The sequence below is a fragment of the Bacillus glycinifermentans genome, from assembly GCF_001042475.2.
GTDB lineage: Bacteria > Bacillota > Bacilli > Bacillales > Bacillaceae > Bacillus > Bacillus glycinifermentans.
This window is the reverse complement of sequence record NZ_LECW02000022.1, coordinates 67,959-83,274: the sequence shown is the minus strand read 5'-3', so window position 1 is coordinate 83,274 and position 15,316 is coordinate 67,959. Positions and strand designations below refer to the sequence as shown.

17 protein-coding genes are annotated in these 15,316 nt (G+C 47.1%); 7 read left to right on the top strand and 10 right to left on the bottom strand.

Going from position 1 to position 15,316, the window contains the following annotated elements; genetic code table 11:
- Nucleotide 1: 1 nt before the first annotated feature.
- The gene (gene modA / locus AB447_RS14210) at nucleotides 2-793 is read right to left on the bottom strand and encodes a molybdate ABC transporter substrate-binding protein (RefSeq protein WP_048355537.1); all 792 of its coding nucleotides are present in this window, start codon (nucleotides 791-793) and stop codon (nucleotides 2-4) included.
- Between the two features lie 182 nt (nucleotides 794-975).
- On the opposite strand from modA, the gene AB447_RS14205 reads away from it, so the two are divergent.
- The 3 genes from AB447_RS14205 (at nucleotide 976) to AB447_RS14195 (ending at nucleotide 3,556) form a co-directional block, all read left to right on the top strand.
- Entirely contained in the window at nucleotides 976-1,428 is a 453-nt protein-coding gene (locus AB447_RS14205; protein WP_046131323.1) for a ferritin-like domain-containing protein, read from the top strand.
- A gap of 84 nt (nucleotides 1,429-1,512) precedes the next feature.
- Nucleotides 1,513-2,205 carry a response regulator transcription factor gene (locus AB447_RS14200; RefSeq protein WP_082094113.1) on the top strand — a complete coding sequence of 231 codons (693 nt, stop codon included), beginning with the start codon at nucleotides 1,513-1,515 and terminating at the stop codon, nucleotides 2,203-2,205.
- Nucleotides 2,186-3,556 carry a sensor histidine kinase gene (locus AB447_RS14195; RefSeq protein WP_046131295.1) on the top strand — a complete coding sequence of 457 codons (1,371 nt, stop codon included), beginning with the start codon at nucleotides 2,186-2,188 and terminating at the stop codon, nucleotides 3,554-3,556. The genes AB447_RS14200 and AB447_RS14195 overlap by 20 nt, the downstream gene beginning before the upstream one ends.
- 12 nt (nucleotides 3,557-3,568) lie before the next feature.
- On the opposite strand, the gene AB447_RS14190 is transcribed toward AB447_RS14195, so the two are convergent.
- Nucleotides 3,569-4,480 carry a VanW family protein gene (locus AB447_RS14190; protein WP_048355536.1) on the bottom strand — a complete coding sequence of 304 codons (912 nt, stop codon included), beginning with the start codon at nucleotides 4,478-4,480 and terminating at the stop codon, nucleotides 3,569-3,571.
- A gap of 257 nt (nucleotides 4,481-4,737) precedes the next feature.
- On the opposite strand from AB447_RS14190, the gene AB447_RS26880 reads away from it, so the two are divergent.
- The 3 genes from AB447_RS26880 to AB447_RS14180 all read left to right on the top strand — a co-directional run bounded on the left by AB447_RS26880 (nucleotide 4,738) and on the right by AB447_RS14180 (nucleotide 7,197).
- Nucleotides 4,738-5,106, top strand: coding sequence for an MFS transporter (locus tag AB447_RS26880; RefSeq protein WP_231592704.1), 369 nt, complete (start codon nucleotides 4,738-4,740; stop codon nucleotides 5,104-5,106).
- A 127-nt stretch (nucleotides 5,107-5,233) separates the two neighbouring features.
- Nucleotides 5,234-5,593 carry a hypothetical protein gene (locus tag AB447_RS26875; protein WP_241494777.1) on the top strand — a complete coding sequence of 120 codons (360 nt, stop codon included), beginning with the start codon at nucleotides 5,234-5,236 and terminating at the stop codon, nucleotides 5,591-5,593.
- The gene (locus AB447_RS14180; protein WP_046131297.1) at nucleotides 5,581-7,197 is read left to right on the top strand and encodes an AMP-binding protein; all 1,617 of its coding nucleotides are present in this window, start codon (nucleotides 5,581-5,583) and stop codon (nucleotides 7,195-7,197) included. Before AB447_RS26875 ends, AB447_RS14180 begins: the two co-directional genes overlap by 13 nt.
- Nucleotides 7,198-7,267: 70 nt before the next feature.
- Here the strand turns inward: AB447_RS14180 and cotJC are convergent, their stop codons facing one another.
- Genes cotJC through AB447_RS14165 form a run of 3 tightly spaced genes read right to left on the bottom strand, consistent with a single transcriptional unit; the run spans nucleotide 7,268 to nucleotide 8,361 of the window.
- Nucleotides 7,268-7,837, bottom strand: coding sequence for a spore coat protein CotJC (gene cotJC / locus AB447_RS14175; protein WP_046131298.1), 570 nt, complete (start codon nucleotides 7,835-7,837; stop codon nucleotides 7,268-7,270).
- 21 nt (nucleotides 7,838-7,858) lie between these two features.
- Entirely contained in the window at nucleotides 7,859-8,122 is a 264-nt protein-coding gene (locus tag AB447_RS14170) for a spore coat protein CotJB (RefSeq protein ID WP_046131299.1), read from the bottom strand.
- Nucleotides 8,119-8,361: a spore coat associated protein CotJA gene (locus tag AB447_RS14165; RefSeq protein ID WP_046131300.1), complete on the bottom strand. Its 243-nt coding sequence runs from the start codon at nucleotides 8,359-8,361 to the stop codon at nucleotides 8,119-8,121. Before AB447_RS14165 ends, AB447_RS14170 begins: the two co-directional genes overlap by 4 nt.
- A 224-nt stretch (nucleotides 8,362-8,585) precedes the next feature.
- Here AB447_RS14165 and AB447_RS14160 point away from each other — a divergent pair, with 224 nt between their 5' ends.
- A complete protein-coding gene (locus AB447_RS14160) occupies nucleotides 8,586-9,740 on the top strand; it encodes an AbrB family transcriptional regulator (RefSeq protein ID WP_057957616.1) in 1,155 nt (384 codons plus the stop codon).
- A gap of 25 nt (nucleotides 9,741-9,765) precedes the next feature.
- Here the strand turns inward: AB447_RS14160 and melA are convergent, their stop codons facing one another.
- The 5 genes from melA to AB447_RS14135 form a co-directional block, all read right to left on the bottom strand.
- Nucleotides 9,766-11,064: an alpha-glucosidase/alpha-galactosidase gene (melA, locus tag AB447_RS14155; protein WP_046131302.1), complete on the bottom strand. Its 1,299-nt coding sequence runs from the start codon at nucleotides 11,062-11,064 to the stop codon at nucleotides 9,766-9,768.
- A 30-nt stretch (nucleotides 11,065-11,094) separates the two neighbouring features.
- A complete protein-coding gene (locus AB447_RS14150) occupies nucleotides 11,095-11,916 on the bottom strand; it encodes a carbohydrate ABC transporter permease (RefSeq protein ID WP_373688050.1) in 822 nt (273 codons plus the stop codon).
- 9 nt (nucleotides 11,917-11,925) lie between these two features.
- The gene (locus tag AB447_RS14145; protein WP_046131304.1) at nucleotides 11,926-12,852 is read right to left on the bottom strand and encodes a carbohydrate ABC transporter permease; all 927 of its coding nucleotides are present in this window, start codon (nucleotides 12,850-12,852) and stop codon (nucleotides 11,926-11,928) included.
- A 15-nt stretch (nucleotides 12,853-12,867) separates the two neighbouring features.
- Entirely contained in the window at nucleotides 12,868-14,124 is a 1,257-nt protein-coding gene (locus AB447_RS14140; RefSeq protein ID WP_046131305.1) for an ABC transporter substrate-binding protein, read from the bottom strand.
- A gap of 105 nt (nucleotides 14,125-14,229) precedes the next feature.
- Nucleotides 14,230-15,273 (bottom strand): LacI family DNA-binding transcriptional regulator, encoded by a 1,044-nt coding sequence (locus tag AB447_RS14135; RefSeq protein ID WP_046131306.1) that lies wholly within the window; start codon nucleotides 15,271-15,273, stop codon nucleotides 14,230-14,232.
- Nucleotides 15,274-15,316: the final 43 nt, after the last annotated feature.

Below are 15,316 nucleotides of genomic sequence, written 5' to 3'. Positions count from 1 at the left end.
ATCAGCCTTTCTTAAACCCGTACTTTTCCATTTTTTTAACGGACTCATCGCTTTGCAAAAATTTGTAGAATTGCTCAGCCTGCTCTCTATGCTTCGTATTTTTTACGATTCCGAGCGGATAAATGATCGGGGTGTGAAGATCAGAAGCGGCGGTTTCTACTACCTTCACCTGATCAGAGGTAAGCGCATCCGTCCGGTAGACGGCCCCTGCATCCGCATTGCCTGTTTCAACATAGGAAAGCACTTGTCTGACATCTTTTCCGTAAACGATTTTAGATTGAACCTTAGACCACAAATGAAGGCTTGTCAGCGTCTCCTTTGCATATTTTCCGGCGGGAACGGATTCAGGCTTCCCGACCGCAAGCTTATCGACGCCGCTTTTCGTCAGGTCTTCAAAGCTTTTGACCTGCTTGGCTTTCTCTTTCGGAACGATCAGCACCAGCGAATTTTCAAGCAAGTTGACTGAATCGCTTTTTGAAATCAATCCTTGTTCAACCAATCTATCAAATTTGTCTTGTGCAGCCGAAAAAAACAAGTCGGCCGGAGCTCCCTGTTCGATCTGTTGCTGAAGGGCCCCTGATGAACCGAAGTTAAACTTGACGGTGACATTCGGATGATCCTTCTTATATTCAGACGAAAGCTCCGTCAATACGTCTTTCAGGCTCGCAGCCGCGGAAACGGTCAGCTGAACGTCTTCAGACTGATCTTTCCCTGAAGCATCCTTTCCGGCCTGACAGCCGAAAAGCGCAAATGCCAAAAGCATCGTCATTACCAGTAAAAGCGTCTTTTTCATCAATTTCACTCCAATTTGAGGTATGTACTTTGGCGCTAACAACCATTTTACGTCAAACTCCATGTTTTTAAAATAGATTCGGGAGATGTGACATAATTGACACTTTTTTCGGCAAACACGTGCAGCGGTTTCCGCTCATATACTGGCAAGGCAAGACGCTAAAAAAAAGCGAGGTGAGCATGATGTGGCACGTTCAGACGTTTTATCCCGTCAGACAGCACGACAGGCTGATCAAGGATATCGAAAAGGCGGTAAACGGAGAGCACAGCGCAGTTATTTGTTATCAAAAACTCGCGCAAATGGCGGCAACTCCCGATATAAAAAAGCAGATATTGGAGATCAGGCAGGACGAAATCCGCCATTTCAATACATTTATCAATCTTTTCATGTCCATAGCCGGCAGAAAACCGGATATCAAAATAACGGAGCCATGCCCTGATCAATACAAAACGGGCTTGGAATTCGCATTTAAAGACGAACAGGAAACGGTCGATTTCTATTTGAACATTGCCGACTATACCCGGGACAAAACGGTAAAACAGGCTTTCAAACGGGCAGCCGCCGATGAGCAAAACCATGCGGTCTGGTTTTTGTATTTTCTGACAAAACAGCCCGCCCGCGACCCTTTTCAATAACTTGATCAATATACCCTTATAGGGTATATTTTTAAAATGTAGCAGTCTTATTTTCACTAAAGCTAGCAAAGAGGTGCTAAAGCATTGAATGTCTTATTGATAGATGACGAAATCCGGATGCTTGATTTGCTTGAGCTGTATTTGGAAAACTACACATGTTCGAAAGCATCCTCCGGAAAAGAAGCGCTTGCTTTGATCGAACAGCGTGCATTTGACCTGGTCATCCTTGACGTGATGATGCCTGAAATGGACGGCTGGACAACCTGCGCGGCAATCAGAAAACTCACAAATGTACCGATTATCATGCTCACCGCAAAAAGCGGACAGGAAGACATCGTCAGGGGGTTGACCGGCGGCGCCGACGATTATTTAACAAAGCCGTTCAGCGAAAAAGTGCTGCTTGCCAGAATAGAAGCAGTCTTAAGGCGAACGAAGAGACAGACCGAAATTCGTTTTCTTAATTTAATTTGGAATAAAGAAAAGCATACGCTCCGCGTCAGTAACCGGGAAACAGAGATCACGCCGAGCGAATTCGAACTGCTCGGCGTCCTGCTGAACCATCAGGACCAGGTGCTCGCACGAGACCAATTGATCGAAAAAATCTGGGGGTTTAACGCCGATATTGATACACGGACAATCGATTCACATATGAAAAACTTGCGAAACCGTTTGAAAAAAGCCGGCTTCCCCGTGCACGATTACCTTCAGACCGTGTACGGTGTCGGCTATAAATGGACAAGCAAAGGAATCAGGCATGATGAAAAGCATTTCATTTAAACTCGCAGGGGCATTTTTCATATTCACCCTCATCATCGAATCCGTCCTGTTTGTCACGTTGTATTCATCGATTGTCGATACAAGAATCAACGAAGAAGTTCAGGCCCTTCAAAAAAGGGGAAACAGCCACAGGGACGTCTTGGAAAAGCACTTTGATCAAAGGACGATTGAACACGTCGCCCTTATGGAAACCGAAGCTGAGACGAACGTCATCATCACCGACAAAAACAGGCGCGTGCTCGCACAGTCCGTCCCCGGCGACATAAAAGAGCACCTTCATGTTGAACAAAAAAACATACCAAGAGCCGGCATCGCCCTGTCGAACCATTTAAATACATCGAAATATATCTGTACCATCAGCCCCATCATGAAAGGCGAAAAAACGTCCGGCTATGTGTTTATGTTTTTGGAGACTTCCTCCATCCAAGCTTTGGTACAGAGCATTACTGAGCGTTTTATCATCAGCTTTGGCTTAACCGGCATTTTTACGCTAATCGCGATTTTTTTATTCAGCCGTTTTTTGACAAAGCCGATCATCAAGCTGAAAAAAACGACCGAAAACATCATCAACGGCAGAAACGATATTTCACTCGATATGAAAAGGACTGATGAGCTTGGAGAACTCGCCGCATCGATCGAAAACCTCTCCTCCGGCCTGAACCGGCTGCAAAAGGAACGGAACGACTTTTTATCCGGCGTAGCCCACGAATTGAGGACACCGATCACATATATAAAAGGCTATGCTGATATTTCAATGAGGAATGGGCTTGACGAAAAATCCAGAAATAAATATTTGTCCATTATTAAAGAAGAGACGGATAATCTTGCCCGCCTTGTCGATGATGTCTTTTTGCTGACGAAGATGAAGCAGCCGAGCTTTACGATCAGAAAGGAGCCGGTTCACCTGCACACGTTTATAGCAAAGGAAGTACAGAAGTCGCAAATCGCCTATTCCGAAAAACGTATCAGCCTTTCCTTCTACGCCCCGAAGGATTTATATGCATCGCTTGACGAAAAGCGCTTCTCCCAAGTGATCACAAATCTGCTGAATAACGCCCGGCATTATGCCGAGCCTGATACGAAAGTCGCCGTTACAGCCTTAAAATCGAAAGGTAACATCATCATAACGGTGGCCGACGAGGGCTGTGGAATTCCCGAAGAAGAGCGCGGGCTTATTTTTGAACGGTTTTACCGCATCGATAAATCAAGATCTAGACAAACCGGCGGAACCGGAATGGGACTTGCCATCGTAAAGGAAATCGTCGAACATCATGGCGGCACAATAACGGTGAAAGGCAGATATCCGAAAGGAAGCGAATTTGTCATCACACTGCCCGCGAAGGACAAGTGAAAAGGGGGCCGTTTACTGTTCTGTATTAATTTCTTTTGGCAGCCGGGACGGGGCCTTTGGAACGTTTCGAATTTCGTTATTGATCACATCTGAAGAATAAAGCGTGACAACCATGCTCCCTCCATATCGTTTCGCCCTGATCAAGACCGGCTGGTTATATTTGTTTTGAAAGCGGAAGTCGGGTCCGTTCCAGCTTACCGTGGCATCGCGTCCGCGCGGAACATAAGGAACGCGCCTGCTGTGGGAATAGCGCTGGACGATTTTTAGCCCCGCGCGGTCGACGGCATTATACAGCGTTGATGATACTTGGCAGATTCCTCCGCCGATTCCTTCAGACAATTCACCTCTGACGATAATTGGAGCGCTCATGTATCCCTTGTTCTTAGTCCTCTGCCCGACAACCTCGTTAAATGAGAACGTCTCATTTGGAAAAACAACGTGGTTGTCAATCGCTTTGGCAGCAAGAGAAATATTGTGTGAACGGCTTTTATTGCCGGAATTAAAATAAGTCACGTATTGACCGATCTGCTGCACCCGGATATGGGCAAGCAGCTTGCTGTCAACCTTCGGGTAAATGTTCAATTCAGGCACTTCTACTTTCGAAGGGCCATTGCCGAAGAAATAGGAATAAAACTGTTCCTTAAACGCATGTCGATAAAGTCTGTAGCCTACTTTACCGGGGACGATTTTTCCATAATCATTGATGACGGCGTTTACAGGAGCCCGGTAAATTTTTCGATCAAGCTTATCAATGAATGAACGGTATTTTCCCCCGTCGATAATTGGAGTGCCGGGAAGTGGTAATGTAAAGTCCTCGCGGTTAACATTTTCAATCGTCTGCCCTCGCTGTGTGATCGTTAAGCTGTCTGAAGACTCTGCAGGCTGAGCCAATAATAAAAGTCCAGTTATCCAAATATTCATCATAAGTCGGTTTACCTCCCGAGATTTAGTATAAACAGGAGGTCATTCTTTAATGTATGTCAGACCCGAATCAACATGCTGCCGGGTTAACGCCGCTGGACGCATGACGGATTCCGGGCACGTTTATCATTTGCGGCGAAAATTGCTTTCCCAGGACCGCCTATTTCCTGTATTTTTGAAAAAGAAAATGAACAGCCCGTTCTTCACTTAAGACCGGCCATACCTTTTATAAAACGGCATTTCGTTTCAGGCTCAGAAGGATGCGGAAAGCGGGGGGAGGTGTTTGCCGTGCTGCGCATTCTAGAAGGCTGCTTGCCGTCTATTCGTATCAGTCCGTCGTGATCTTCGGTTTTCAGGCATGCACACTTTTTCTTTATTGGCTTGCCGTTTATTTTAGGCTGCCGGAAGCTTATCCGTCAAAAAGCAAAAAAGAGATTTTTCGACAAGAAAAACCGGTTTCCGTTCAGGGCAGGTACATCCAGCACCGCCCCGTCCTGCTTCTGATGCTGTTACCGATTCCTGTCAGCCTGCTTTATGCACAGCTTGAAACAAACTACCGCCTTTATTTGAATGATCTTTTTAAAGATATTTATTCTGGCTGCTTTCCCAGTCTGCCACGCCCTGCTTAGCATCATCCTGCAATTCCCGCTCGTGAAATGGACGAAAAAGCTGGATATGAAAGCGATTTTTATGTTTTCTTACGGCTTCTATGCGATTTCGTCGTAGGCTTTGCTTTTTCTTCCTTCTGGCTGTTTGATGATCATCCTTTTTACCGCCGGGGAAAGCCTGCTGCTCAATCACATTCAAACGTTCGTCTCAAAGATCGCACCTCATCAAATGCTCAGCAGGTATTTTGCATTTTACGGGCTGCATTGGGATATTTCCCGGGCAATCGGGCCTTATTTGGGCGTATTGGTCTCCATCGGCTTCGGAGGCGCCGTTCTCTTCCTGTCTGCAGGTGCGGTTGTCGCTCCGGAAGGGATCGCCCAATGCTTCGCGATTGAGCATCTGAATAAAAGGAGAAAATCAGCCTTTATAGTACCTGGTACTAGAACAAAGTGCTATAATAAAATCATTATTCTTCTTGAACATGAGGAGGCATTATGGATACATTAAAAAAACAAACGATCGGAAGCCTGCTGAAGTCAGCCGCAGACCGGTTTCCGCATCATGAAGCAGTCGTCTATTCCGAGTTGGATTTGCGATATTCGTATCAGGAGCTCTATGAAGAAACGGGGAAAATTGCAAAAGGTTTGATGGCGCTCGGCATCCAAAAAGGAGAGCATGTCGCCATCTGGGCATCGAATATTCCGGAATGGATTCTCCTGCAGTTTGCAACCGCGAGAATCGGCGCCGTGCTCGTCACCGTCAACACGAGCTATCAGGCAAGAGAGCTTGAATATTTGCTGGAACATTCGGATTCGACCACCCTCTTTTTGATGGACGGCTATAAAGGCACTTCCTACATTGATATGATTCAATCGATTACGAAAGATCCGAAAAACCTGCCAAAGCTCGAACGCCTCGTCTATCTTGGACGCGGGGACGCACCGGAAAAGATGATCTCATTTGCAGACGTTACCAAAAAAGGCAGCCTGATCTCTGATGACGCCCTTTTTGAAAGAGAGTGGTCTTTATCACACGAAGACGTCATTAATATGCAGTATACGTCTGGAACGACCGGATTTCCGAAAGGCGTGATGCTGACGCACAATAATATCGTCAACAATGCCGCGATCGTCGCTGCCAGGATGGGGCTGGGGAGCGAGGATAGATTATGCATCCCGGTCCCGCTTTTCCATTGCTTCGGCTGTGTGTTAAGTACGCTTGCCTGTGTGTCGGTCGGCGCGGCTATGCTGCCGATCATCGAGTTCAAGCCGGAAACGGTGCTGCAAACGGTCGAAAAAGAAAGGTGCACAGGTCTGCAAGGCGTGCCGACAATGTTTATCGCCGAGCTTTCGCACCCTAATTTTTCCGACTATGACCTTACTTCATTGCGGACCGGGATCATGGCAGGGTCTCCGTGTCCGAAAGAAGTCATGAAAAAAGTCATGAAACAGATGAATCTGACGGATATCACAATCGCATACGGACAGACAGAGTCTTCTCCCGTCATTACTCAGACGACGATTACTGATACGATTGAGCGCCGCGTCGAAACAGTCGGCAAAGTGCACCCCCATGTAGAAATCAAAATCGTCGACCCTGAAACGGGCGAAACGCTCGGCCCCGATGAGCAGGGTGAACTGTGTACAAGAGGATATCTCGTCATGAAGGGATATTACAAAATGGAGGAAGCCACGAAAAAGGCCATCGATAAAGACGGCTGGCTCCATACAGGCGATCTCGCGGAAATGGATGAGGACGGTTACGTCAGAATTACAGGACGTCTGAAAGATATGATCGTCCGCGGCGGGGAAAACATTTACCCGAGGGAAATTGAAGAATTCCTTTACGAGCACGAAGATATTGTCGATGTACAGATCGTCGGCGTTCCGGATGAGAAATACGGGGAAAAAACAGCCGCTTTCATTAAATGCAAACCTGGCAAAAAGCTGACGCTTGAAGATGTCAGGGCATTTTGCAAAGGCCAGCTTTCCTATTATAAGATTCCTGAATATGTATTTCATCTCGATGAATATCCGCTGACCGCCTCCGGCAAAGTGCAAAAGTACATTTTGAGAGATTGGGCAAAAGAGGCGTTGCACGCGGTGAAATAGTTGAATTGAAAAAAGCCGAAAATACCATGAACAAAAGCCTTACATGGTATTTTCGGCTTTAATGCATGAGCTAAAACACTTTTTTTCGGTCGCGCTCTTCCTTTAAGATTTCGACGGCTTCGCGGAACCGCTGGGAATGAACGATTTCCCGCTCTCTTAAAAAAGCCAGCCCGTCATTTAAATCAGGATCATCCGACATGTCAATCAGCCATTGGTAGGTCGCTCTCGCTTTTTCTTCAGCCGCAATGTCTTCATATAAATCTGCAATCGGGTCGCCTTTTGCCTGAATATATGTAGCTGTGAACGGAACACCTGCCGCATTATGATAAAACAGGGCTTTGTCATGATCTGCGTAATGATCGCCGAGGCCCGCGTCCCTCAGCTGCTCAGGCGTCGCGTCTTTCGTTAATTTGTATACCATCGTCGCAATCATTTCCAAATGGGCGAATTCTTCTGTGCCGATGTCTGTCAGAAGGCCGACAACCTTATCAGGAATGCTGTAGCGCTGATTCAAATAGCGGAGCGCAGCCGCCAATTCGCCGTCCGCTCCGCCGTACTGTTCGATTAAATATTTGGCCAGCCGCGGATTGCATTCCCTCACTTTCACGGGGTACTGCAGTTTTTTCTCATACAGCCACATGAACCTGACTCCCTTCCTTCTTTAAACTTGCCATGGCCAAGGACTTTGTTTCCAGCTCCAGTACGATGTCGTATGATCGGGGTCCCCCTGCGTGAGAGGGCCGTATTTTGATACGAACTTTGCTTTCAGCTTTTTGGAATATGCCGCATACTGATTGTATTGTTTAATTGCATCCATATCATCCGGATGTGTATCAAGGTACAGCATGAGCTCGACAATGACAAAATCAACCGCCTGAATCTCATGAAGCCTTTGATAATAGTCTTGCGGCAAAGTGTGTGTCATCCTCCCTTACCTCCTATCTCATAAGGATTTTCATAAGGGTCGTAAAACACGGGCCAAAGCGTCCCTTTTTGCAGCGCCTCCATCGGAGAAAACTGCGGAAGACCGCGGGGCTGAAAGCCTAAATACAAATTCGGCGGGGTCCGGTAATATCTTTTGCCGATTGGGGGGCACGGATCAAAAGCGCTGTGGAAAGGACGGTACGATTTAACTCTGGTGAATGATTCCTGGGCGTGTTTCAATGAATTCACCTCTAGTTTGTGATCGAATCTAATCTATTGTATTCACACATTCTTCCTGATATGTTCCTGAACGATTCTTTTTCCTTTGATCAGTTTTTCTTATTAATCTTTTAAATAAATTCGTATTTTACCAATCGTTAAAATTATATTATAGTTATAAATAGATAAATACTTTACCAAGTGAACAAAAAGGCTATCGTAGTATATAGGAAGAAGGGTTTTCATTGAGAATAAAAAATGATTTCCTTCGGGATATCATAATGATATTCATCAGCAGCCTCGGGGGGTTTCTGCTCTCATTAACGGGGATGACGATCGGGTGGATGGTCGGCACAATGACGGCTGCCGCCTGTCTGTCATTGTTTCGGCCGGCTCCGCTGAAAGAAGCGGTCAGCCAACACGGCATTCATAAAGGGTGGCTCAGTTTCGGGCAAATGTTATTGGGCATTGAGCTCGGCCAGAAAATGAATATGTCCGTGATTTTAATTTTCAAAGAAAACTGGCTCTTTGTCGGGGTGATGCTGATCCTTTCCGTCATTTTCGCAATGCTCTCCGGATTTGTATTATGGCGGTTCAGCAATGCGGATATGATGACGAGTTTTGTAGGGACTGCGCCCGGCGGACTTTCCGCCATGCCCGGCATTGCACAGGAAGTGGGAGCCAACACGGCTATCGTCAGCCTTGTGCAGACGATCCGGGTGCTTTTGGTTGTCATGACGATTCCTTTTTTCGTCTTTTTCATTCATTCTAAATATCCGGATTCGCATGCTGTCACACACCAGATGCTTGCCGCCGGTACATCCGAATTCGGAGCAGAATACGTGATGTGGACAGCCGTCTTTACACTCGCCGCTTTTTTTGCCTGTAAAGCGGCGAAACGGTTAAAATTTCCCGCGCCATGGCTGCTCGGAAGCATGATAGGCGTCGCCGCCGTTCAAATCGCCGGGAGCTCCCTGGCCGGCTACAGCCTGACCGCATGGTGGCCCCACGGGTTTTCGGTTCTGTCGCAAATCTGCCTCGGCGCAACGATCGGCTCGAAAATTCATAAGGAAATGTTCATCGGCGTAAGCAAAACGCTTACCGTCGCCTTCCTCGGCTCCGTCGGCCTGATCATCGCAATGATCGCGAGCGCCGTCGTGACTGCCCATGTGGCCGGCATTTCGTTGACGACGGCCATATTGGCTTTTTCACCAGGAGGAATTGCAGAAATGGCGACAACATCCGTTCCCCTTCATGCCGATTCGACATTTGTTGTCGCTGTGCAAGTGTTAAGGGTCGTGCTCGTCATTGCCATGATGCCGCCTTTCTTTCGGCTGCTGCATCACAGATCGGAAAAAACGGCGCACCCGCATATAAAAAAAGCCGGAACTGAGGGATAACCCTTTCGTTCCGGTTTTTTTATGCCTATCGAAACGCCGGCAGCCAGTCGCCATGAGCCTCGATCAGCTCGTCACACATATTGACGATATCATCGATCGACAGTTCCGACGCCGTGTGAGGATCGAGCAATGCAGCCTGATAGATGTGCTCTTTCTTTTTCGTCATTGCAGCTTCTATCGTCAAGAGCTGTGTGTTAATATTTGTGCGGTTTAAAGCCGCAAGCTGCTCAGGCAGCTCGCCTGCGATGCACGGGGTAATCCGGTTTTTCTCCGCCACACAGGTCACTTCGACGACTGCCTTTTCCGGAAGGTTTGTAATCAGCCCTTTATTCAATACGTTCCCGCCGAATGTGAACGGACGATTCGTTTCCATCGCTTCGATTATTCTTGAACTGTACTCCTTCGACCGCTCGTGCGTCAAATTCTGATTGCCGACGATCTCGCCGCGCATCTCTTCCCAGCGTTTGATCTGTTCTTGGCATCTCCTCAAATACTCGTCAATCGGGATGTTGAGCGCTTCAATGAGATCCGGATATTTGCTTTTGATAAAATAAGGATGGTATTCGGCATTATGTTCGGATGATTCTGTCACATAGTAGCCGAATTTATCCATCAGCTCAAATCTGACCATATCGCCGTGCTTTGTTTTCTGCTTTTCCTTCGCTCTTTTTTTGATCTCCGGATATAAGTCCTCGCCGTCTTTTTTGACTTCGAGCAGCCATGCCATGTGATTGATGCCGGCGATTTTTTCTTCGATTCCGTCATGCTCCATGCCGAGCGACTCAAACAGATCTTTTGTACATACTTGAACGCTGTGGCACAGGCCGACCGTTTTCACATCTGTATAGCGAAGCATCGCGCCGGTCAGGGAAGCCATAGGATTTGTATAATTCAAAAACCACGCGTCTGGAGCGACGCTTTCGATATCCTTCGCCATCTCCAATAAAACGGGGATCGTCCTGAGCGCCCTGAAAACCCCGCCGATTCCGACCGTATCTGCAATCGTCTGTTTCAGCCCGTATTTTTTCGGAATCTCAAAATCGATGACGGTGCTCGGTTTATAGCCGCCGACCTGAATCGCATTGATGATATATTTCGCCCCGGCCAGCGCTTCCTTCCGATCATCGTAGGCGCGAATCGAAATCGTTTCATTGTAGCGGTTCCTTAAATGTTCAAGCATATCCTTTGACTCTTTCAAGCGCCGTGGATCGATGTCGTACAAAGCAAATTCAAACCCGTCGAGGGCAGGAACCATCAGGCAGTCTCCCAATACGTTTTTCGCAAAGATCGTGCTTCCCGCTCCGATAAAAGCTATTTTAGACATTCATTTTCCCCCTGTTGATCAATTTGTGATTCATCCTTTAAGTGCTCCTGATGACAATCCTTTGATAAAGTACTTTTGCAGGAATAAAAACAAAATCGTCATCGGCAGCATCGCCATCAGCGAGGCGGCAGCCACCAGATGCAGGTTGTTCGCGTTTTGGCCGAAAAAGCCGGCAATCGCAACGGTGAGGGTCTGCACTTCTTTATCCTGCAGGAAAAAGATCGAAAATTGATAGTCATTCCAAATGAAGACGCAGGCAATAATGCAAACAGTCGCTGTTACCGGTTTCAGCAACGGGAAAACGATGTTAAAGAAAATCCCCATCGTACCCGCCCCGTCCATCCTGGCAGCTTCCTCCAGTTCTTTCGGAATGGTCGAACGGATAAAACCGGCATATAAAAAAATCGCGAGAGGCATATAAGCCGCTGTATTGTTCAGAATCGCTACCGCATGCGTATTCATCATCCCGAGCTCCACCACCATTTTGTATAAAGGAACCATCGACGATAGCGGCGGGATGATCATGATGGCGATAAACAAAAAATAGACGGCCTGATTCAGCTTTGTCCGGCGCCGGGCAAGCGGATATGCGGCCAGTGAGCCGATGAAAATGAGCAGCAGAGCGGAAACGAACGTAATGATCGCAGTATTGATAAATGAGTTTGTTAAACCGGCTTTATCCCACGCTTCCGTAAAATTGGCGATACTGAATTCTTCGGGGAGCTTCCACTTCGAGCTGAAATCCCCCTTTTGTTTCAGCGCCGTCGTAAGCAAAATGTAGAACGGAACAAGGTGCAGGACTGCAATAGATAAAGCCAGCCCTGTCAATAGGATGCGTTTCTTTTTTTGCATACGTTTCATCTACGCTTCCACCTCCTTGCGTTTAAAATAGATGAGAGCCGAAAAGCTGATCACAAGGATCATTACCGCCATGAAGACGCCCTGTGTCGCCGCATATCCCGCATCCTGCCTCTTAAAATACAAATCATACATAAACGTCGACATTGATTGTGAAGCATTGCCCGGACCGCCGCCCGTCAGCGCCAGAATGACATCGAACAGCTTTAATCCGCCGATGATATTGATCACCATGTTGATCGTCACCGAGGGCATCAAAAGCGGAAGCGTAATCTTCCAAAACTGCTGAAAAGCGCTGGCCCCGTCGATTTCAGCTGCTTCGTAAAAGTCTTGCGGAATGCTTCCCAGTCCTGCCAAATAGATCACCATTGCAATGCCCACGAATTGATACGAATTAACGAAAACGATAATCCACGGGTTGATTTCCGGGCTGCTTAACACGTTTACCGGGCCGGCGCCAAACAGCTTCATCACATCATTCAATGCGCCGCCTTCATAAGAAAAGAAAAAATACCAGATATATCCCATAATGAGCGGGCTGATAATTACCGGCAAGTAGACGACCGTTCTCATTACAGCTTTCATTTTGACGCTTTGAAACAGCAGCAGGGCATAAAGAAGCCCGACCATATTTTGCAAAATCGTACTGCCCAGCCCGTACAAGAGGGTGTTTTTGACAACAAGCCATGTAGCCGGATCGGCGAGCATCCGTTTATATTGGCTAACCCCCACCCATTCGTGCGATTGGGAAAAGCCGTTCCAATTCGTAAACGTGATTTTGATCCCGTTTGCGAACGGATAGATGATAAACACTGAGACAAGGAAAAGAGCCGGAAGATACATCCACCAGAGCGAGGCGCTTTTCTTCCATGACGGCCTTCTGCTTTTTCTTAGAACGGCAAGGCTTCTTTCTTTTGCTAATTCGCTCATCTCTTCACCTTCTTTTTATTGGCCTTTCAGCCTGATGTATTCGTCTTTTATTTTTTCTGAAACCTGCTTCGGCGTTAGTGTGCCGGCAAGCAGCTCCTGCCCTGTCGTCCCCATGACGTCCCACATCCCGCTCGGCAAATAAACGCGGTCAAAGTAGGGCTCGATTTTCATATCCCGATATTGTTCGTAAAACTTAGAATAGTAGTTGTCAGCCTTGGTGTTGGTCAATGCTTGAGGAAATGAAGTGGCTTCAGCGATCTTTTTCGCATTTTTTGGCTGTGCGGCAAATTCGATAAACCGTTTTGCTTCCTTCAAGTGTTCTGAATCTTTCCAGACAGCGATTGTATGACGCTCTCCTCCAATCCAGCTCGGTTTGTCTCCTTTATGAATGGCGGGTGTCGGAATGATGCCAAGCTGTATATCCGGATTGACTTCTTTCGTATCAGGGCCGATCGAGGTAGTCGAGAGGGTAAAGCCGATTTTCCCTTGAGCCATTAATTCGACAAGCTGGGAGGGTTTCGCCGTCAAAATATCTTCGTTAATGAGTTGTTTCTCCTGCATTTCTTTAAAGACCTTGGCCAAACGCGCATATTCGGACCAATCAAATGTCCCTTTCACAAGCGCTTCTTTTTCATTGTGCTTTTCATCTGTGATTAGAAGAGGGGTGGCAAGCTGATCATAAAACTGTGCCAGTGAACCCTTGTCTGAACCGGCAAACCAAAACGGGATCACGCTGCCGCTGCTTTTTTCTTTGATCGTCACAAGCGCCTTCATCAGTTCGTCCAGCGTCTCGGGCGGCTTGATATGATATTTCTTTAAGAGGCCGGCGTTGTAGGTGATTCCGTCCTTTGCCTGGTTGAACGGATATGCGTATACTTTCCCCGTTTCATCTTTCAAAATCGGTTTCAGGCCGGGGTCAAGATGTTTCGTCCAATTCATATCCTTCAAATCGGCAGCATATTCTCCGTAGCGGATTTTCGCCCAGCCGTGAGTATCGAATAAATCAGGCATATCGTTTGCCGCCATCTTTACGCGAAGCATATTTTCATAGTCTGCGCCGGGAAAGTTGATATCGATCTTGATGCCTTCATTTTCTTTTTCAAAATCATCGGCCACGCTTCTGAGCGCTTTTTTTTCATTGTCATTGGTCATTGTTGAAAACAGCGTCAGCGTGACCCCGCCATTCTGCTGTCCTGCGCTTCTTCCCGAGCAGCCTGCTGCCGTACCGGCCAGCAAAACGAGGAAAATAAAAGAAAACATTAATTTTTTCATCAAGCTTCACCTCATTCCTTATGATTCAGATTCCAAAAAAGCGCTTTCATTTTTGGTTTACTGAAATTTAGTAATCACCTCCTTCATAACTGCGGCCTGAGGATTTCAGCATTGCCGCCTGTGAAACCCGCAGCTTTCTCTAATGATGAGCTCCGAGGGAACAGTGACTTGCAACGGAAGGTTTCTTCCTCTCATACGGTCGAGCAGCAATTTGACGCCCGTCCGCCCCATTTCCTCTGTGGGCACTTTTACAGTCGTTAAAGCAGGATTCGCATATTTGGCCGCTTCAATGCCGTTGAAGCTGACAATCGCCACATCGTCGGGAACCTTGAATCCCGATTCGCGCAAAGCCCGCAAAGCGCCGATCGCCATTGAATCACTGGCAATGAAAAAAGCATCAGGCACTCGCTTTTTCGCAATCGCCTGTTTCATCAGTTCATAGCCCTCCTGCATCGAATACTCGCCGACATAGATATTGTCGGAGCTTTCCGTACCGGTCAACTGCATAAACGTTGTCAGCCGCTTATCTTCAATTTCAACCGCTTCCGTTTTGCGGTCGCTTGCCCGAAAATGCTCTTTCTCCCGGCCTCCGATATATCCGATGTTTGAATAGCCGAGCGATATCAGATGATTGATTGCCCGTCCCGTGGCTTTTTGAAAATCGACGACAACGGAATCGTACTGCTCTTCGCCGTCTTTATGGTTGATGTATACAATGTTTTTTAAATCGCCGATGCTGTGCTTCAAACCGGCAATATTGATTCTCCCGATCACGATCAAACCGTCGACGTCCGACACAGGCTGATTGAAGCGGATGCTGCTTAATTGAATAAATTTCGTGATAAAGACCCCTTTTTCAAAACACTCGCTTTCAATTCCCTGTCTGATCGAATAAAAGTACGGATCATTCAATTCCTCTTCCTGCGACTGACAGACGACAATGCCGATCCGCGGGCTTTCCCCGCTTCCTGCATACTCATGTTCATTGCGGCGCCTGCGGTTGTTTTTATAGCCGAACCGCTCTGCAATATCCAGGATCCGCTGCCTTGTTTCAGGTGTAACTGATAAAGACTGATCGTGGTTGAGCACTCTTGAAACCGTCGTTGCAGAAACCTTCGCTTCCATCGCGATATCTTTTATGGTTGCCATTTTAACCCCCCAATGCAGACTTCATCCAATTTCACTAAATGTT